Source organism: Amycolatopsis lurida (assembly GCF_900105055.1).
In the GTDB taxonomy this organism is placed as follows: Bacteria; Actinomycetota; Actinomycetes; order Mycobacteriales; family Pseudonocardiaceae; genus Amycolatopsis; species Amycolatopsis lurida.
This window is the reverse complement of record NZ_FNTA01000004.1, coordinates 3,654,349-3,675,339: the sequence shown is the minus strand read 5'-3', so window position 1 is coordinate 3,675,339 and position 20,991 is coordinate 3,654,349. Positions and strand designations below refer to the sequence as shown.

The following is a 20,991-nucleotide window of genomic DNA, read 5'->3' as shown; positions in this document are numbered from 1 at the left end:
GCGAGTCGTTCGGCTATGAGCTGGCTTCGATGGCTGCCGAACTTGCCTCTATGGGATCAAGGGCGCGCCGCCGCCGGGCGGCGCGCCGGGTGCGTAGGTAGCCCCTCGCCTGGGCGGCCGCGCCGGTTCCCGACACGGCGGGCTGCCGCTCCGCTCCGCCCACCGGCCGGGCGACGCGGCCGCCAGCGGGTCACCTTGCGCAGCGCCACCCGGCGGCGGCACGCCTATTCCCATAGCCAACGTCGGCCCTCCTCAACGAGCGTCGTGACATACCGGTCGTCGGTGTATCGCCACCTGTTACGCGCTGTTGTCGATCTCCTCCACCCCGACGCCTGATCGTGACAACGGCCGGTAACGCCGCGTCAAGGCTGGAAAGCGTGCCTTGACCCGACGCCACCGGCCGCGTGTTAGCTTCGTATCGGGATGAAGGGGGAGGTGTGGACAGTAGAATGGCGTCACGCGGACGCGCGTGAGACCGGGTTGAGAAGCATGATCATCTCCCCGGTTTATCCCCGGGAAACGACCGCAGACGACGCCAAACGATCACAGGCCGTGATCATTCCCAATCAGAGTTCACGCAGGTGAGAGCGGCTATCGGCAGCTAACGGCAGACGTCCGCAGACCCCGCCCAAGATTCCGTAGGTTCTGGGTTCGAGCCCCAGGCGGCCCACCACATCAGCATCCCCGCTGACCTGCGGGGATGCTGGTTTTCTGTGGTGCGTGCACCGCGGTGTTCGCCGCGATTGGGCTCCGTTTGCTCTCCTGTGCCGAAGTTCGTGTCCAGCTAGCTGCACCGGACCAACGGCCCGCTGGAGCTCTGCCCGCCGTGCCTGGCTCTGCCACAACCTCATTTGACAGCTCAAGTCGAACTTGAGTCTCGTCTGGAACGGAGGCTGCGACAGAAGTTCTTCGTTCAAGCGCTCGAGCATGGTCGGGTAACGATCGATGCACGAGACGAGGGTTGAGCAGTGCGGTCGAGACGGGCGTAGGGGTATTGCGCGGCAGAGGAGGCCAGACGAGTGACTGATCACGTGTCAGCCGGTTTCCGGTCTGTCTGTGTTCGGTGTGGCCGGGTGGTGTGCGGTCAGGACTTCCGGGTGAGTATGGCGGAGGGGTGGAGGGTGTCTTCGGCGAGTTCTCGGGCGATGGCGGAGAGCCGGCGGCGTTGGGTGTGGGCGTAGTGGCGTAGGTGGGTGAAGGCTTGGTCCATGTCGAGGTTTCCGTATTCGGCGAGGACGCCTTTGGCCTGTTCGATGATGGCGCGTTGGTGCATGGTGGTTTCGAGTTGTTCGTAGAGGAGCTCGTCGTGGGTCACGGCGCGGTGGTGCAGGAATCCGATCGTCGCGATATCGGCGAGGGCTTGGGCGATGGAGAGGGTGTCGGCGTCGAGCTCGGTCGGTTCGTGGTTGAGCAGGGTGAGGGCTCCGATGGTTTGTTCGCGAAGTCGTAGCGGCACGGCGGAGGCGGCGCGGAATCCGGCGTCGAGCGCGGCGGGGGCGAACCGTGGCCACCGGCTGAGTTCGTGGGGTGTGCTGAGGTCGGAGCTGGTGACCGGTGCCCCGGTCACCACGCATTCGGAGCACGGGCCTTGTTCGGCTTGGGCGGTGAAGAGGCCGATGAGGTCTGGTCGTTCCGTGGAGCTGGCGGCGGGGCGCCAGCCGCCTCGCTGGTCGGAGAGGATGACGCCGGCCGCGTCGACGGCCAGGTGTTCCACGCTGCGTTCGGTGAGCAGGCAGAGGAAGTCCAGCACGTCGAAGTCGGCGACGAGGGTGTCGGCGAGCGTGACGAAGGTGCGAGCCAGCCGCTGGTCCGGGGTCGTGCTCATGCAACGCCGCCTTTCTGCGCCCGCCTCATGCGGGCTCGTTGTCCGGATCGAAACGCAGCGTCCGGGTCACCACTTGCTTGGCTACCTGTGCGAGAGGGACGCCGGTGGTGAAGGCATGGCCACGCAACCGCAGCAGCGCCACTTCGGTGGTGACGTCGAGCTGGATTTTCACCATCCCGACCGCTTGGTGGATTTCAACGTGCGAGTCGGCCATCCAGGATATGTCGCTGGTGTTGTGGCCATCGATTTGCTCGATGACCGCGGCGGTGGCCCAGTCGGCCAGGATCAGCGCGTCGGCCAGCCTGCCGGATGTCAGCGGGCCTGGCCGGTCTCGGTACAGGTCGAGCGATCCGAGCCGCGCCGCGCCGACCTGGAGAGGGAATGAGAACACCGCGGCCACCCCCAGCTCGGCCGCGGCCGAGGCGAACGCGGGCCAGCGGATGTAGGTGGCGGCCAGATCCGGTACCAGGACCGGGCCGCCGGTGGCGAACGCCTGAACGCAAGGGCCTTCGCCGACGGTGAGCTGCAGGTCTTCCAGCCGCGCACTGACCGCGTTGCTGGCGTGGATCAGCCCGCGGTGATGATGGGTCCCGTCGTCGCCGACCTTGGTGAGCACGGTCGCGCCGGCGCCGGACACCTTGAGCTCTGCCACACAGATGTCACAGATGCGCCGCAGGCGGGACCCGGGGCCGTGCTGGTTGTCCTGGGTGAGAAGGGCGCGCAGCCGTTGTCGCCGATCGTTCACCACGGCCGCTCCTGTCCCGCCCCGTCGTCCACTGAGCCTAGCCCTGACAGACAGCCTTGTCCGAGAGAAGTGCCGGGACAGCACGAGGCCGGAGCTCTGATACACCCTGTGGTGAACTGCCACGCTGTAGTCAGAGGAGGATCTTGTCCAAATCCTCAGTGCCGTCGGCGACGGAACCCGCCAGCTCGGTCAGGCGACGGTTGTGTGAGCGGGCGTAGCGTCGCAGCCGTTCGAAGGCCTCACGCATGGAGAGGGAACCGTGCTCGGCGAGGACTCCCTTGGCCTGTTCGATCAGGACACGGCTGTTCAGCGCGGTCTGTAGCTGCTGGTTGGTCCGGTCCCCGGATTCGATCGTGCGGTGTTGCAGGAGCCCGATGGTGGCCACGTCCGCGAAAGCCTGCGCGAGGTCGACATCGTCGCGGGCCGCGCTTCCGGGTTCACGGCTGAGCAGCGTCAGGACTCCGACGACCTGATCACGCAGGCGCATCGGCAAAGCCTGAACGGCACTGAATCCACACTTGCGGGCCGCTGTGCTGAACACCGGCCAACGTTGCGGCATGACCTGGAGGTCCGCGCAGCGCACTGCGGCACCGCTACGGAAGCAATCGGAGCAGGGGCCGTTGCCGGTCTCCGCTTCGAACAGTTCCAGTAACTCCGCCTGGTATGCGGACGCCGCCACCGCGGCCAGGCCCCTGTCGCGATCGACCAAAAGTACTCCGGCAACCGACACGTCCAGCAGATCGGCGCACTGCTCGGCCAGGCCCTGGAGATACTCGCCGAGGTCGAATTCGGCGCTCAGCGTATCGGCCAGCGTGACGAATGTGCGGGATATCCGGTTCACTCGACGGTGGTGCGTGGCGGTGGCGATATCCGGTCTGTCGATCATGAGGAGACGGCCTCCCAGCCAGTTTCGGAGCATGCGCCCCGTACGTTCACCGGCGCCCGGTGTGCGTACTCGGTGATGGAGCTCGTGCGGAACAGTCGTCGCGACGCGGTTGGACAACTCCGCTGACTACGTCAAAGCGTGCCGTGGGCGGGCAGGAGGCAGGCGTAGCTCAGCGGGAGCAGGCTCACGAATGTTCCGCTGGCTCCGGTACAGATGTTTCCGGCTTCTTGGACGCGGCGGTCGGCAGGGTCGAGTGGGTTGAACACGCACACGTATCCCACTGGGTTCACGGTGAGAGACAGAACGCCGCCGGTCGCGGTGCACAGTTCGGTGGCGTTTCCCGTGCTCGAGCCCGGGCCCGATGTCGGTGGCGTGCTCGTGTTCTCGCAGCTGGCGTGGATGTCAGGGTCGGGCGCGGGTCCTTGACAGGTGTCGGTGCCGTCGCCGCCGTCGAGGCTGTCCTGGCTGCCGTCGTTGGAGGCGCCGATGAGGGTGTCGTTGCCCGCGCTGCCGGAGATGGTGTCGATGTCCAGCCCGCCGGCGAGGGTGTCGCCGCCGGTACCCCCGGTGATGGTGTCGTTGCCGTCGCCGCCGTTGACCGTGTCGTCGAAGTCCGAGCCGGTGATGGTGTCGTTCCCGCCGTTGCCATTGATCGTCTTGGCGGGGTTCGTGCCACCGCAGTCGATGGTGTCGTTGCCGGGACTTCCGGTCACGACCGTACTGGTCTGGGTCACGCCGGGGCTGACGACGCAGTTGACGGCGGCGTGTGCGGTCAGCGGGGTGGCCACCCACAAGACCGGGACCGCGAGGGTTCCGGCCAGCATGGCGACGAGTCCCCGGCGGACCGGATTCTGATGAGATCTCATGATCTTCATTTCCCGAAACACAATGGAGCGATGACTCACACGGGCGCGGTGCGCCGGCGGAATGGAGTGGTGCGACAGTGCGCCACTTCGCACAAAAACCTCGGCTCGTGATCTTGAGCCGCGATCTTCGCGGGTACGTCACGTCACCGAGGTCTAGGGGTACAACAGTCAATTTACTCCGACGGTGGCGGAAACCGACACCGCTGTACCTCTAATGGGCTCACATTCGGCGGAGTTCGACACGACATCATTCCACACATTCCTGGCGAAATGAGGGGTGTCGAGGCTTCACCTCTGAGCCACGCTCGGTCATCCGCATCGTCCGGGTGGCTCCGAGGGGGATGCTTGTGCCCGCAGAAGGCATCGCGCGGTCGAGCGCCTCGGCTACCTGGGTGCCGCCTTCGACCCGGAACCCAACGGATCCGCACACGGCGAGACCGACTCCGCCTCGCTGGCAGATGCGCCAGATTGGTGAAAATGGCGAACGAGTTCCCGTGGTTCGATTCTTCGATTCCGAGCCTGGTGTGCGGTGAAAGTATCGTATGCGGCGGATTAGAGGGCACCTCACGACGGATATGGCCCGCTGCCGAGGCCGGCCGCGATCGCTGGCATCCGTGGGGCCAGATGGCGTACGGGTGACTGGCAACGGTTGCGCTTGCAAACCCCGGTGAAGGGGCGAAGGGTCGGGCATGTCGAGGGTGTTGGTTCGTCCGGTGCCCTTTCGAACACGGCACCGGGCAGTGACCCCAGAACCCCGGTCATCACACCACCTCGCAGGTCCGTGACAGCAGTCCCGGACCCTCACCCAGGTGGAAGGTTGATCATGAGATCGACAGCACGTATCAGCACAGCAGCCCGCGTCGGCCGGGCCCTGATCGGTTTGGGCACCGGCGTGGGATTCGCCCTACTCGTGCCCGCGCAGGCATGGGCGCTACCACCGGGATGTACCCAGAGCGGCGCCAACTTCACCTGCACCGCCGGAATTCCCGCCGGTCAGGTGCTGGACGGCACTACGGGGAACAACATCATCACCATCACCGGCGGTGCCGTGAACGGCACGGTGAACGGGCTCGCCGGTAACGACACGATCAGGGTCACCGGCGTCGCCGGTACCGCGGGCACCAGCGGCCCTCCGGGCGCCGACGGTAACGCGGGCACCCCTGCGGGCAACGCGGGTGGAAACGGTGGAGCCGGAAGCGTCGGCGGTGCCGGCGTGGGGACCACCGGTGTCATCGACGGCGGTGCCGGTACGGACAGCATCACCGTCACCGGCGGTGCCGGAGGTAACGGCGGCACCGGTGGCCAGGGCGGGGCCGGCTTCGCCAGCGGAGCAGGCGGCGCCGGTGGCAACGGAGGAGTCGGCGGGATCGGTGGTGCCGGCAACGCCGGGAACGTCACCGGTGGCGTCGGTAGTGACACTGTCATCTTCACGGCGGGCATGGGCGGCAACGGCGGTCTCGGTGGTCGCGGCGGTAACAGCGGCGGTGTCGCTGGTGGCGCGGGCGCCGGGGGTATCGGTGGTGCGGGTGCGGCCGGTGGCGTCGGGAACTCCGGAACGTTCACCGGTAATCTCGCCGATCCCGGTCTCGACAGCATCACCGTCAACGGTGGTGCCGGTGGTACCGGGGCGGGCGGTGGCGTCGGCGGGTGCGGCCACGGCGGTGGAGCCGGCGGTGTCGGTGGCGCAGGTGGAGCCGGAGGCGTCGGGAACGCCGGGACCATCAGCGGTGGTGCCGGCGTCGACACGCTCAAGGTCAACGGCGGTCTCGGCGGCAACGGTGGCGTCGGTGGCAAGGGCGGCAACGGTTTCGCCGCCGTCCAGCCCGGCGGAGCCGGCGGTGTGGGCGGCGCGGGTGGCGCAGGTGGGATCGGAAACTCCGGCACTCTCACCGGCGGAACCGGTATCGACAACATCACCGCGACCGGCGGCAAGGGCGGAAACGGCGCCGGCGGCGGCAACGGCGGCACCGGCTGCAGCGGCCCCGGCGGTCCCGGTGGACTCGGCGGCGCCGCGGGCGCCGGTGGTCTCGGGAACTCCGGAACCATCAACGACGGCGCGGACACCGTCACCACGCCGTCCGGCGCCAGTGGCCTCGCGGGCGGTAACGGCATCGCCGGAGTCAACAATGGTGGCATCTGCACCTGCTGATCTGCAGGTGGAGATATCGACGAACGGCTGCGGATCACTGGTGCGCCCAGTGATCCGCAGCTACTCGTCAATACCGAGGTGACGTCGACTGAAGTAATAACTCGCTCAGATTGATAACGGTCGGCTGACCTGGCCGGAGCCACAGTCGCGGGCATTGTCGATCGAGAGCACCGCCTGGGACTAGGTTCGCAGCCACTACACGTCGTCTCCGATTGGGCTCCGTTGCGGGAGTAGAGCCTGATACGGCTTAGCGCGGCGCGACACGCGACAGGGGCCTAACGTTTGGCTGGCCTGCACGAATTGAGAGAACCTGACACTGTTCGGCATTCGCTGATATCGCCAGCTTTCAATCCGTAGGTTCTGGGTTCGAGCCCCAGTCGGCCCACTCTTCGACATCCCCGCTGACCGGCGGGGATGTTCTTGTTTCGGATCATGCAGTCGTCGGCGCGATCTTGGGTGGGCTCGGTGTGGGCTCCGTGGGTGCTCGAACCTGCATGTGGCTCGCCTTCGTGGTGGTCCGGACGCCTGAGGCGTGCTTCAGCCCGGGTGCGGTGCGCAGGTAGTCATGTGCCTGACGCGCGGTGCGCCGGGATGGAACCCGCCGCGGCGTAGCTGTCGCCGTCGGCCATCGGATGAGGCGGGATTTCGACCCGGAAATTCCAGCTGCCATGTCCTCGATCATGCAGGCGCGAACACCGCCGCTCAGGGCTCTACCGTCCGGCAGCTGCAGCGCTTGTGCACGCCCCGTTTCCGCACCCGTGGGGACCACCGCCTTCCCGAGGGCGGTTGCTTCGCGGAGTCAGGGAATTGCGCGGGGCGGTCATGAGTTACCTCGGCTTCCCTCCCGTGGTGGGCGTCGCGATCGGCGGTGGAGCGCGTGCAGTTGCTGGACCTGTCCGAGCCAGCACTCGTACCGGACTGAGGCGCTGCGTGGAATCGTGAAGCCTGTGCGCTGGGCGAAGGCAGTGAAGCCTGGACTGGCGTCGTTCGTGTCGAGGTATTGCGCTAAGACGCTGAGCAGAGGCCATCGTGGCTGTCGCGGGTGGTTTCGGAGATCTGCGCCAGCAAGTGTCCGACCGCTGCGCGTTCGGAGCCGACGTTGAAGTCGAACTGGCGTGACCGGTCCGCCTCACGGCAGTGTCGTTGAATTCGGTGTAGGAAGTCGTGCGCTCCAGGCCGGCATGTCTGAACAGGAGCACGCCTGCGTCTGCGATTACTGACGAACGGTGTGGTTGGCGAGCGGCAACGATTAGAACGCTGCGTCGGAAAAATGCCAACAATCTGTCCGATTGAGAGGCGGTGAACCGGCGGCCTGCTTGTAGTTTTGTAACAAATTGGTCTGGTCCATGTCATGATCGTTCACTCTGTTGGAGTCTTCCTCCACTCGATGGTGATCGTGAAGAGTCAGGATGACTTTGTGGGTCGCGTGGCGTCGGGGGACGCGTGCTGACCGGGCCGAGGGGGTCCTTTTCGATGGTGCGTCCGTCAGTGGCGCGTGGCTTAAGGCTGCGCACGTTACCCATGGTGTTCTTGATGCTCGCCGGCATCGTTGTGGTGACTGCGAGTTCGCCGAGGAGTTCGCTGCCGGCCCCGGTCGTTCCGGTCGCGGAGGCGCCGGATGCCGCCAGCGCGTTCGCGGCGGCCCGGTTGCAAGGCACCCCGGTCGGAGTGGCGAACCAGACCGCTGAGGCGAAGAAAGTGCTGGCGAACCCGGACGGGACGTTGACGGCGCAGTTGTCGCCGCAGCCTGTGCGGGTCCGCAAGGGCGACGGCTGGGTGCCCATCGACACGGCGCTGGCCTCCGTGCCGGACGGCATGATCAGGCCGAGGGCGGCCGTGGCCGACGTTGCGTTCTCCTCCGGTGGCGAGACGCCGCTGGTTCGGTTCTCGCGTGAGGGCAAGCGTCTCGCGTTGCGGTGGCCTGGCGTGTTGCCGAAGCCTGAACTCGAGGGCAGCACGGCGAGGTACCGGGAGGTGCTGCCTGGCGTCGACCTGGAGATGCAAACCGAGGCGGAGGGATACAACCAGCGCTTTGTGGTCAAGACACCGGAGGCGGGACGCAATCCGGCATTGGCGTCGATCAAGCTCGTGGTCGAGACCGAAGGCGTGCAGCTCACTTCTGATGAAAACGGCCGTGTTGAGGCCGTCGACGGCGAAGGCCGGAAGGTTTTCGTCGCGCCTGCGGCCACGATGTGGGACGCGCGGGGGCGGGAGAGCACGAGCACGCCGGTCGGGGTCAAGGTCGATCGCTCCGCGATGACGTTGACGCCGAATGCCGCGATGCTGGCGGACCCGGGTACGCGGTATCCGGTGGTGGTCGACCCGGACATGCGGACGCCGGGACAGAGCATGTGGGCGAAGGTGTTCCGTGGTCACCCTGAGCGCTCGTATGTCAACGGCACGGGCGACGGCGACGCGTGGGCAAAAGTCGGCAAGTGCACGTTCTCGGAATGCAACACCATTGACCTTGCTCGCACATACTTCCAGTTCGACACGTCTTTCCTTGTCGGGAAAGAGGTGAGTTCGGTACGTTTTAACACGGTCATGGTGCATCGCCCGGATTGTGGTTTCAGAGATCACAAGCTCTTCGCGGCGCACAGCAATATCGCGTGGAATACTTCCTGGAACAATCAGCCGACCGGGCAGGATATCGGGACGACCTCGGTGCCGGCGAACGACGGGACACCCTGTCCAGGTTATAAGGCGATCTCGTTCGGTGTCGGCCGCTTTTATAATCCCAGTGGTCCTTCCACCTATTTTCTGCAGGCGGCGTCCGAGTCGGATCCTGCCGCCTGGCGCAGGTATGACGTGCCGAGCACGAAACTGGAGATCCGCTACAACACGAAGCCGAACCCGCCGTACGACATGAAGACCGATCCGCCGCTGCCCGCGCCGTGTCGGTGGTGCGACGGGGTGCCGTATGTCGGGAACCCGTCCATCCGGCTGATGAGCCGGTTGTCCGACCCGGATGCCAACGACCAGCTCCGTCCGGTCTGGAACATTTACGGCGGAGCTCCGGACGAGCGTGCGCCTGGTGTCTTTCAGGCTTCGGGGGCTTATCACAGCACTGATGTCGATTTGACGAAGCGTGACGGGCAACGTGTCACGTGGACGGTGTGGGGGCACGACACCGCCCACGGCGGGCCTTGGCGGAACGGGCCAGGTCCGTTCATCGTCGACCGGATGGGTATCGGTACCAAGCCGACTGTGACAGCGCCGCTCTACAAGGCGGACAACCTGTGGCACGGTGGTGTCGGCGTGCCGGATGTGTTCGAGTTCGGAGCGAGCGGGGTCGCGGATGTCGATCACTATCTCTATGGCTGGACGGATCCGCCCACGACACCGATCGATGCGGACGCCCTCGGTGGTAAGGCCTTTGTGAAGCTGACCCCGCCTGGAGACGGCCCGCGGGATCTGTTCGTGCAGAGTGTCGACCGTGCGGGGCATCGCAGTCCGACGCAGGCGCACCACTTCTACGTGCGGGCGGGCAACGGCCCGTTGGCGCAGTGGTCCTTGGAAGGCAACACGAAGGACACCGCGACGCTCGGGTTCCGCGACGCCACGCTGCACGGTGGCCCCGTGTACGTGCCGGGCAGTACCGGATCCGGTGTCAAGCTGGACGGTCTCGACGACTACGTGACGGCGCCGACTTCGGCGAGCACCTACCCCAGTTTCTCTTTCTCAGGGTGGGTCAACCTCGCGGCGAAGAAGCCCGGATGGTCGACGCTGCTGAGCCAGAACGCGACGACGACGGCGATGGTGAAGCTCGGGCACACCGGTACCGCGACCGATCGCTGGGCGTTGGAGTTCCGGCCCGGGAACGACCCGGCCACGGCGGCGACGACGGTGACGTCGATCAATGCGGCGCAGTCGAACACGTGGACTCATTTGGCCGGTGTCTACGACTCCGGCGCGCAGCAGATCAGGCTGTATGTCAACGGTGATCTCCAGGGCAGTGCGGTGTGGAAGGACCCGTGGCCCGCGCCCCACGAGTTCGCGGTCGGGCGCGCGATCATCAACAGTGCCGGGGCGGAGTACCTGGCCGGTGCGGTCGACGAGATCCGTACCTACGACCGGGTGCTGACCGACGCCGAGGTCAAGTCCGCGGTCACAAGCGACAACGTCACCGCCGGCTACTGGAATCTCGACGACGCGGACGGAACGACCGCGCGCAATGCCGCCGCGGGTGGCGAGATGGCGGTCCTGCAACCCGGCGCCAGGTTCATTCCTTCGGGTGCCGTCAACGGTTCCGCCACCTTTGACGGTGTCAAGGGTTACGCGACCACGTCGGGGTCGGTGGTGCGGACCGATCAGAGTTACGCGATCACCGCATGGGTGAGGCCGGACAAGCTCGGGGACATGACCGCCGTCTCCCAGGACGGCACGGCGGTGAGTGGCTTCTACCTCAAGCAGAACAACGGTTCCTGGGTTTTCGGGATGAACCCCGGAGACGCCACCGGTGGCACGGCAGTAGAGGCCAGGTCCGGAGCGAACACGGTGCAGACCGTGCCGTGGACCCACCTGGCCGGCGTGTACAACGCGACCGCGAAGACCCTGACCCTCGTGGTCAACGGGAAGCAGGTCGCGAGCGTGCCTGCTCCGGCGACGCCGTGGCATGCCGCCGGTGCGTTCGCCATCGGGCGAAGCCAGTACGGGACCCCGCTCGGGTTCTGGTCGGGCGGGGTCGATGAGGTGCGGGCCTACAGCCGCACGCTCGACCTTGCGGAGATCCAGGGCATCGTCGCCCAGAACAACGTCACGGCCGCCACCTGGAAGCTCGACGGTGACGCGCAGGACACCTCGGGCATGGCGAAACACGGAATCGCGAAGAACGGTGCCCAGTGGGTCGCCGGGCAGACCAGCTACCCGGATCACACCGATCTCGCGGTGAACCTGGACGGTGTCGACGACCATGTCAGCGCACAGGCGGTGGTCGACAGCAGCATGAGCTTCTCCGTCGCCGCTTGGGTCAAGATGACCAAAAAGACCCCGGGCTGGGGTGCGGTGCTGAGTCAGAGCGGGCAAAACGTGTCCGCGTTCAACCTCGGCTACACCGGCGCTACCGATGACCGGTGGGCGTTCGCGATGCACGGCCCCGACAGCACGACACCGGGCTCTGTCGTGCGGGCGCGGTCGGCGCAGCCCGTCCAGACCGATGTCTGGACCCATCTCGCCGCGAACTACGACAGCAACACCGGCGAGATACAGCTGTATGTGAACGGCACATTGTCGGGGACCGCGTCGTTCACCGCGAAGTGGAACGCGACCACCGAGTTCGACATCGGCCGCGGCAAATGGGCGGGCAACTGGCTGGACGCTTTCGGAGGCGCGGTCGACGACGTCAAGGTCTACAGCCGGACTCTGTTCACCGACGAAATCCGCACCATGTCCGGCCAAGACCTCACGCTCGTGCACAACTGGCAGCTCGACGAATCCAGCGGTACCAAGGTCGCCGACTCCACCGGCGCCCGCACTGGAACCCTCGAGCCGGGTACACAGTTCGCGCCCGGCAGGGTCGGGAACGCCGTGCAGTTCGACGGCAAGACCGGAGCCATCGGAACCACCGGTGCCGATCTGCGCACGGATGACAGTTTCAGCGTGTCGGCGTGGGTCTACATGGACCGCAAATCCGACATCGTCTCCAAACTCACCGCGGTCAGCATCGACGGCGAGCGGACCAGCAAGTTCCGGCTCGGGCACGTCGCCGACGAGATGAACGCGACCTGCTTCGGCGGTGAATTCGAGAACCCCAACGCCTGCGGGAAATGGGTGTTCGAGATGGCGGAGACCGACACGGACGCGGCTCCGGTTACCAAAGCCGCAGTGCCGACTTTCCCCGCGGAGATCAATTCCTGGGTGCACCTGGCCGGTACCTACGACCGGCAGGCCAAGAAGACCTGGCTGTACGTCAACGGGAACAGGGTCGGCGACGGCACGCTGCTCACACGCTGGCAAGCACCCGGTGCGACCCAGATCGGGCGAGGCCTGGTCGCGGACAAGCCGGGCCAGCACTGGACCGGGAAGGTCGACGACGTCCGCCTCTACACCACAGCGCTCGACCGCGACAGGATGGTCGGCCTGTACAGGTCCTACCCCGCCGCCGATGGCGGTGCCGCGACGTTGCCGGTCGCGGATGCGGGGCAGTGGCGGTTCGATGAGAATGCAGGGAAGGTGGCGCTGGACGCGAGCGGTCGTGGAATGACCGTGGCGTTGAAGGACGGTGCCGGGTGGGGCGGCGGGCTGAACAGCCCGGGGTTGCGGTTGGACGGGACCACCGGCTACGCGCAGACCGCCGGCCCGGTGCTGGATACGACGAAGAGTTTCTCGGCGGCGGCCTGGGTCCAGTTGACGAAGACCGACAGCGGGTACTACTCGGTGTTCGGGCAGAACGGAAACCGGGTCAGCGCCTTCCTCGTCCAGTACGACGGCAGCACGAAGAGGTGGCGAGTCGTGGTCCCCGGCGAGGACAGGGATGATCCGCCAGGGGTCGAGGTCTGGGAGACCCAACCTTCGATTCCCCACAACTGGACTCATCTGGCCGTGGTGTACGACGCCCAGTTCCGGCAGCTGAAGTTGTATGTCGACGGTGTCCAGTCGGGCATCCAGGTCGGTGTCGCGACCATTCCTTCCGATGGGGCCTTCACGATCGGCCGAGCTCGCTGGAACGGCCAGGACGGAGCCTTCTTCCCCGAGAGGATCGACGACGTCCGGGCCTTCTCGAAGGCACTCACCGACGCGGAGGTGCGGAAGGTCCATGACGACACCCCACGGGGAGACGGGGGCGCATGGCGGTTCGACGACGGTACCGGACAGGACTACAGCTGGCGGGACAATGCCGTCGTCCCGTCCAGCGGAACGTCGTTCGTGCCGGGGATCAGTGGCACAGCACTCCGGCTTGACGGGACGAGCGGCCAGGCGACCGCACCTGAGCGTGGCCTGGCGGCAGAAGACAGTTTCACGGTGTCGGCGTGGGCCAAGCTGGCCCGGACCGACCAGGTCGCGACCGTGCTGTCCCAAGATGGTTCGAGAATGAGCGGTTTCACGATCCAGTACCGCCCTGAAGTGAACCGGTGGACGTTCGGCTCGACCGCGCAGGACGCCGATTCATCACCGCTGCACTACGTCAGCTCCTTCGACCCAGCGGTCGTGAACCGGTGGACGCACCTGACGGGCGTCTACGACCACGCCGCGCACGAGCTCCGCCTCTACGTCAATGGGCAGTTCGCCGGCAAGAAACAGAACGTGGTCCTCTGGCAAGCGGACGGTTCGTTCGCGATCGGCCGTGCCAAGTACAACGGGCAACACAAGGAGTTCTTCCCGGGCTTGATCGACGAGGTCTATGCCCGCTACGGGATCGCCTCGGACCAAGCGATCCAGGCGCACGGAGCCTTTCCGGCGACGGATGCCGGCCAGTTCGGCCGCTTCCGCGACGAAACAGGCGAGCAGAGGAGTGCGAACACTGGCGAGGCACCGCCCGCCGGAAGTCGCTTCGAGAAGAGCCTCGGCATGCTGGTCCCGGCGACACATCCCAACACCCGTGTCCTGTACTCCTGTCGAAACGGTGAAGAATTCTTCACCTCAATGGACGGTTCCTGCGATGGCCACGTCAAGCTCGGTGAAATCGGATCGGTATACACCGCCCAGCCGAGCAACCTCCCCACCATGGCGGTCTATCGTTGTGCTTTGGCCGAGGAACATTTCGACAGCAGCGACGAGAAGTGTGAAGGCGCGACTCGGCTGGGAGTGCTGGGGTACACGCTCGCCTACGCGCCACTCGTGCGGTATTACAACGAGAACGCCTACGACCATCTCAGTACGACGCACGGGGCGCGGCCCGGCTATCACAAGGAGTTCCGCCATGGCTACGTTCCTCTGATTCCGCAGCAAGGTACGCAGCCCTTCACCGCGTGTGTGAACTACACGGACCTTTTCGTCTCCCTCGACACCGCCTGTGAGGGCAAAACCGTCATCGAATCGATCGGCCATCTCTGGACACAGAAACCCGCTGACCCCACCGCGATATCTCTCTACCGCTGTGGCAGCAGCGGGACCGAGTCGATGACCAGCGACAGCGACTACTGCGAAGGCCTGATCAACGACCGATTCCTTGGTTACATCATTGCCGACATCCCTCAAGTCGAACCCGTCTTCGCAGCTACGAGCAGCGCGGAACCGACGCCCGGCGAAGTACGACCATCGACAGCCGGCGGCGGCTAGATCTCCAGCCCGAACCGCGAATCGTCCACCGCACACGAGGTAGCCCCGCCGGGGCGGGCCTCGCCGCGTCCAGCCTGGAGAACTGATGCGACACAAGTCGTCCACACGCCGCACTTCGAGAACCCTCACCGTCGCACTGATCTGCTCGCTGGTAGTGAGCGGTGTCAGCACTACGCAAGTCGCGAACGCTGCGGGGGGACCGAGCGTCGACCTGCCGAACATCGGCTCGACCTCGGTCACACAGCAGACGATGCAGGGGCGTACTCCCGACGAAGCGAGCCTGGCCGCGCTCACGGGGAACCAGCCCACTGGTTCCACCACTCCCGACGGAGGCGGAACCAGCAAAGCGACATCGCTTTCGCCCACCGCAACCTGGGACGTGTCCACGCAAACAGGAGATTTCTCCTGGTCGTATCCACTGCGTGTGCCTCCAGCCCCGGGGAACCTGACGCCCAACCTCGCCTTGTCCTACACCTCGTCGGCGGTTGACGGGCGCACGAGTGCCACGAACAACCAGGCGTCCTGGGTCGGGGACGGATGGGACCTCCACCCGGGCTTCGTCGAACGGGCTTACGGTGCTTGTCAAGACGACAAAGAAAACGGAACGACACCACCGAAGGTCGGTGACCTCTGCTGGAAGAGCGATAACGCGATCGCGTCCTACAATGGTTCCGGTGGCAGGCTGGTTTACGACGCCGCGAAGAAGGCATGGCGTCAGAAGAGTGACAACGGCTCCCGCATCGAGCACCTGACCGGCGCCGCGAACGGTGCTCGTGACGGCGAGTACTGGAAGATCACCACGGTCGACGGCACGCAGTACTTCTTCGGGTCCACGCCGGCGTCGAAGTCGACTTGGACAGTACCGGTCTATGGCGACGACGTCGGCGAACCGTGTCATGCGGCGGACAACAAGTTCGAGAACTCCGCCTGTGTGCAGGCCTACCGCTGGAACCTCGACAAGGTCGTGGACCGCCACGGCAACCTGATTCGCTACACCTACGATCCCGAAACCAACAATTACGGCCAGAACCTCAAAGACACTCCTGTGTCCTACGTTCGTGGCGGAACGCTCAAAGAGATCCAGTACGGACTTCGTGACGGTGACGCTGCGCCTGCGACAGGCAAGGTGACCTTCACGACCGAGGAGCGCTGCGTTCCCGGCAGCCAGTGCACTCTTGACAAGCCGGAGAACTTCCCGGACGTCGCCTTGGCAGATCGCTGCGAAGGCCCGTCCTGTAAGGACCGCTACAGCCCGACGTTCTGGTCGACGAAACGCCTCGCCAAGATCACCGCTCAGGTCCGGACAGGAACCGGCTACGCGGATGTCGACAGTTGGACTCTGGAACACCAGTTTCCCGATCCTGGTGACGGCCGGAAAGCCGCTCTCTGGCTCAAAAGCATCGCGCATACCGGTCACGTCGGAACACCGATCTCGCTGCCCAAGGTCACCTTTGAGGGCAAGAAGCTCGCGAACCGGGTGGACAAGGGCGACGGGGCCGGCCCCTTGAACCGGTACCGGCTCTCCGCGATCGTCTCCGAAGCCGGCGGTGTCACCACGATCAACTACGCCGCTGCCGACTGTACTGCCGCATCGTTGCCGGACAAACCGGAAACCAACACCAAACGTTGTTTCCCGGCCACCTGGACACAGCGTGACTTCGCCGAGCGCACCGACTACTTCAACAAGTACGTTGTCGAGTCGGTCGTGGAGTCCGACTGGATGAGTACGAGCAGTGAACAAGTCACCAGCTACTCCTATCCCGAAGGCGCGGCGTGGCACTATTCGACGGCTGATTTCGAGTCCGAGAAAGACAAGACCTGGAACGAGTTCCGCGGCTTTGGCAAGGTCATCGTCCGCACCGGCAAGCCGGACGATCCCAGCGGGCCGATGGGTTACACCGAAACTCGCTACTTCCGCGGTATGCACGGGGACAAGCTGCCCAACAACGGCTCGCGTACGGCGAGTGTGCAGGACAGCGAAGGCGGTACCTACGTCGACGAGGACTGGCTCCAGGGCTTCACTCTCGAGAGTACCGTCAAGAACGGCGAAGCCGGTGCCATCGTCGGAAAGACGATCACCGAACCTGCCTGGCAAGGCCCTACAGCCACCCAAGGCACCTTGAAGGCATACCTGGTCAACACCGGTGTCAAGCGCGGATTCGCGGCACTGGCCTCGGGTGGCTGGCGCATCGCGAAATCCACGACTGAATACGATCCCAACGGCTTGCCCACCAAGGTCAACGACTTCGGTGACATCGCCATCTCCGGGGACGAACACTGCACGACCACGACATACGCGCAGAACACCACACGATGGCTTTTGAGTTTCCCGTCGAGGGTAGAGACCCTCTCTGCGGGCTGTGGTCTCCTGCCGGTGTATCCGCGAGACACCGTCTCCGACGTCCGGCTGTCCTACGACGGGCTCGCGCATGGTGTTCCGCCTGCGGTTGGCGATGTCACGCTGGCTGAAGAAGTCGACAGCTACAACGGCTTCACTCCGGTCTACCGAACCAGTTCCAAGACCAAACTCGACGTCTACGGTCGTCCGCTCGAGGTCACCGATGCCGAGGGTAACACCACTACCTCGACCTATACGCCGGCCATCGGGGGCCCTGTCGCGCAGCTCGCCACCTCCAATGCGTTGGGGCACAAGACGACCACGGCGTTCGAGCCCGCGTGGGGACTACCCCTGAAGGTCACCGATCCCAACAACCGCGTCACGGAGATCAGTTACGACGCGCTCGGGCGCAAGACGGAAGTCTGGCAACCGAACCGGCCCCGGGCAGAGAACGCTCAAGGTAACGCTCGCTTCGCCTATGAGGTCCGGAAGGACGCCCCCAGCTCGGTCACCACGACAAGTATCGGCCCTAACGGGAACTACACCACTTCGACCGCGATCCTCGATGGTCTCTACCGGACCCGGCAAGCCCAGGCACCCGCACCTGGTGGCGGCAGGCTGCTTGTGGACACGCGATACGACTCACAGGGCCGGGCCTACAAGACAACACAACCCTTCTACAACGACAAACCCGTCGATACCTCGCTCTGGGTCGCCAGCGATACCGAGGTCCCCGGACTGACCGTCACCGAGTTCGACGGAGCCGGCAGGTCCACTGCATCGATCTACCGGGCCGGCGGACACGAGAAGTGGCGAACCAGCACAGCCTATGGCGGAGACTCGGTCAGCGTCACACCGCCGGAAGGCGGTCTCGCGACCACCACGATCACCGACGCCCGTGGTCGCACCCGCAGCCTTCGGCAGTACCACGGCGCCCAGCCGACCGGCACCTACGACGAAACCAAATACGATTACACCCCTTCCGACAAACTTGCCGCCATCACCGACTCGAGCGGCAACCGCTGGTCCTACACCTACGACATCCACGGCTCGCTGATCCGCACCGACGATCCCGACCGCGGCGCCACCACCTACACCTACAACAAGCTGAACCAGCAAACCAGCAGCACCGACGCCCGCAACATCACACTCGCCTACCGCTACGACCAACTCGGCCGCAAGACCGGCGTCTTCAAAGACAACCTGTCGGGAACCAAGCTCAGTGAATGGGCCTACGACACCGCGTTCAAAGGCATCGGGAAGGTCGCGTCGTCAACTCGCTGGGTCGACGGCAACGCCTACGTCAAGAAGGTCAACGTCTACGGGCCGCTGTATCAGCCGACGGTCCAGTCAATCATCATTCCGCCGGTCGAAGGGCCGAAGCTCGCCGGCACCTACCAGTCGTTCCTGCAGTACAACCCGGACGGAAGTGTCGGTGGCGCCGGTGTTCCCAAGTCTGGTGACCTGCCTGCGGAGAGCATGCTCCACGTCTACGACGATCTCGGGAACCCCCTCACAACCGAAGGCAGCTGGGACGGCCCCGACTACCAGGACTACGTGTCCGACACCACATACACGCGCTACGGCGAACCACAACGACTGCAGCTCGGCGGTGAAAGCAGCACCAGCACCGATGGGAAACGGGCTTGGCTGTCGAACTATTACGACACCAACACCCGGCGGCTCGATCGCACCATCGTCGATGCCGAGATCCCGCAGCCGATGCAGACCGACACCCGCTACACCTACAACCCGGCGGGCAATATCACCTCGATCGGTAATGCCCCAGTGGGGCAGCCGGTCGACAAGCAGTGCTTCGGCTACGACTATCTGAAACGCCTCACCGAGGCATGGACCCCTGCCAATGCCGACTGTGGCGCTCTCCCCGCGGTCAACGCCCTCGGTGGTCCGGCCCCGTACTGGCAGTCCTTCACCTATGACAAGTCGGGCAACCGGACCGGTGACACCCAGCACCTGGCCGGTGGCGACATCACCCGCAAGTACAGCTACGCCGCTCCCGGAACCGCCAAACCGCATGTGCTGAACTCCGTCACGTCGGAAGGGCCTGCGGGCGGCAAGACGACTCAGTACACCTACGACCAACTCGGCAACACCAAGGCCCGCCCCGGTGTCTCCGGACAGCAGAACCTCGAATGGAACGTCGAGAACAAGCTCGAAAGGGTGACCGAGGGCGCTTCGGACACGTCGTTCCTCTACGACGCCGACGGCGATCGGCTGATCCGGCGTGATCCGACGGGCACGACGCTCTACCTCGGGCAACAGGAAGTTCGCCTCGACAAGGCCAGCGGGAACGCGACCACGACGAGGTACTACACCCACGGCGGGGCGACCGTCGCGATGCGGACCAACACCGCCTTGACATGGCTGGCTGGTGATCATCAGGGCACCACGCAGGTCGCGATCAACGCGAACGACCTCACGGTCAAGCAGCGGCGCCAAACCCCCTTCGGCAGCCAGCGTGGCCCGGACGCGGGCATGCCGGGTGAGCGTGGTTTTGTCGGTGGCACGATCGATGCCTCGACCGGTCTCACACATCTCGGTGCTCGTGACTACGACGCAGACCTGGGTCGCTTCGTGTCCCTGGATCCGCTTCTCGACCCATCCAGCCCGCAGCAGATCAACGGCTACAGCTACGCCAACAACAACCCGATCGCGCTCAGCGACCCCACCGGCCTCGCGCCTGAGGACTCGCCGGGTTATTGCGTGGGTTGGCGTGGCGACTGTGGGATCGACCCGGTGGCCGGAAGCGGCATCCACGGTCACTACAGCCCCCAGCAGCTCACGAACATGAACGTCAAGCGCGGCCAGCCGGGCGCTAACGAGAAACGCCGGCAGTTCGAGCAGTCCCGAATGACCGGCGGGAAGAAGCCGAAGCGTCGTCCTCAAACGCCCCTGGAGTGGATAGACGCCGTAGCGGTGCCCTGGACCGGCGCAGGCGCGGTCTGGCAGTTGTTCAGATCGGAAAGCCTCTCCGACGCCGCGCATAACGGACTTGACATCGTCGGCTACATTCCCTTGGTCGGCGAGGCCGCAGATATCGTCAACGCGGCAATCTACGCTGGCGAAGGCGACGACTTCAACGCAGGACTCTCCGCCGCCGCTATCCCCTTCGTCGGCTGGGCGGCTGCGGGAGCCAAGGCTGTTGCTAAGCAGGGTACGAAGTTGGCCGGTGATGCCGGGCCGGCCGCGGCTAAGTGTGCCACGTCGAATAGTTTTGTCGCGGGGACTCGAGTGCTGCTTGTCGGCGGGGTGACGAAGCCGATCGAGGAGGTCGAGGTCGGTGACGAGGTCGTCGCCACGGACCCTGAAACCGGCAGAACCGAGCCGCGCCCGGTAATCGCGACGATCGTCGGTGAAGGTCAAAAGAACCTGGTCGAACTGACCGTCGACATCGACGGCCCCAGCGGGGACAAGGTCGGCGTGGTCATCGCGACCGACAAACACCCGTTCTGGTCGCCAGGCCGCGCGTCCTGGACCGATGCGACCGACCTCAAGACCGGTGATACCCTCCGGACGAATAACGGAGCGGTCGTCACCCTGGTCAAGGTTGACCGTTGGCAGCCCCAGCACCAGCGCGTCTACAACCTCACCATCGACACCCTGCACACCTACCACGTGCTCGTCGAGACTACGCCGATCCTCGTTCACAACTGTTCACTGGACCCGATCGCAAAGAACATTGCCGATCATGCCAATAGGAGGGCGCTTGATGGTGACGGGACCCATTTCGTGCGCGGCGTCGACGAGAGGGCTCTTGGGCACTATGTTGATGGAATAATCAACGAGCAGATTCCAAATATCGAGACCAGATACCTCAGGAACGGGCGAGTCGGATACTGGGATCCAAGTAAGGGGGCTGTCGTGATTGAGGATGGAGTGGGCGGAACTGTGTATACGCCGCGAGGTGGATATGATTGGTTCAAGAATGTACTCGAGTGATTCCG

Annotated in this window: 7 protein-coding genes; 3 read left to right on the top strand and 4 right to left on the bottom strand. The window is 65.1% G+C overall.

The annotated features are described in order from the left end of the window. Positions 1-1,084: 1,084 nt before the first annotated feature. The 4 genes from BLW75_RS22350 to BLW75_RS22335 all read right to left on the bottom strand — a co-directional run bounded on the left by BLW75_RS22350 (position 1,085) and on the right by BLW75_RS22335 (position 4,322). Entirely contained in the window at positions 1,085-1,825 is a 741-nt protein-coding gene (locus BLW75_RS22350; RefSeq protein ID WP_034319979.1) for a GAF and ANTAR domain-containing protein, read from the bottom strand. 25 nt (positions 1,826-1,850) lie between these two features. After that, positions 1,851-2,573 carry a GAF and ANTAR domain-containing protein gene (locus BLW75_RS22345; protein ID WP_034319982.1) on the bottom strand — a complete coding sequence of 241 codons (723 nt, stop codon included), beginning with the start codon at positions 2,571-2,573 and terminating at the stop codon, positions 1,851-1,853. Positions 2,574-2,700: 127 nt separating this feature from the next. Then, on the bottom strand, positions 2,701-3,456 hold the full coding sequence (locus tag BLW75_RS22340) for a GAF and ANTAR domain-containing protein (protein ID WP_091598096.1): 756 nt from the start codon (positions 3,454-3,456) through the stop codon (positions 2,701-2,703). A gap of 131 nt (positions 3,457-3,587) precedes the next feature. After that, the gene (locus tag BLW75_RS22335; RefSeq protein ID WP_034319986.1) at positions 3,588-4,322 is read right to left on the bottom strand and encodes a hypothetical protein; all 735 of its coding nucleotides are present in this window, start codon (positions 4,320-4,322) and stop codon (positions 3,588-3,590) included. A gap of 823 nt (positions 4,323-5,145) precedes the next feature. Between BLW75_RS22335 and BLW75_RS22330 the strand changes: the two genes are divergently transcribed. From BLW75_RS22330 to BLW75_RS22320, 3 genes are all read left to right on the top strand, one after another. Next, positions 5,146-6,471, top strand: a complete 1,326-nt coding sequence (locus BLW75_RS22330) for a hypothetical protein (RefSeq protein WP_143055344.1) — start codon at positions 5,146-5,148, stop codon at positions 6,469-6,471. A gap of 1,533 nt (positions 6,472-8,004) precedes the next feature. After that, on the top strand, positions 8,005-14,688 hold the full coding sequence (locus BLW75_RS22325) for a LamG domain-containing protein (RefSeq protein ID WP_158005446.1): 6,684 nt from the start codon (positions 8,005-8,007) through the stop codon (positions 14,686-14,688). Positions 14,689-14,773: 85 nt separating this feature from the next. Then, positions 14,774-20,986, top strand: a complete 6,213-nt coding sequence (locus tag BLW75_RS22320) for a polymorphic toxin-type HINT domain-containing protein (RefSeq protein ID WP_091598086.1) — start codon at positions 14,774-14,776, stop codon at positions 20,984-20,986. Positions 20,987-20,991 lie beyond the last annotated feature (5 nt).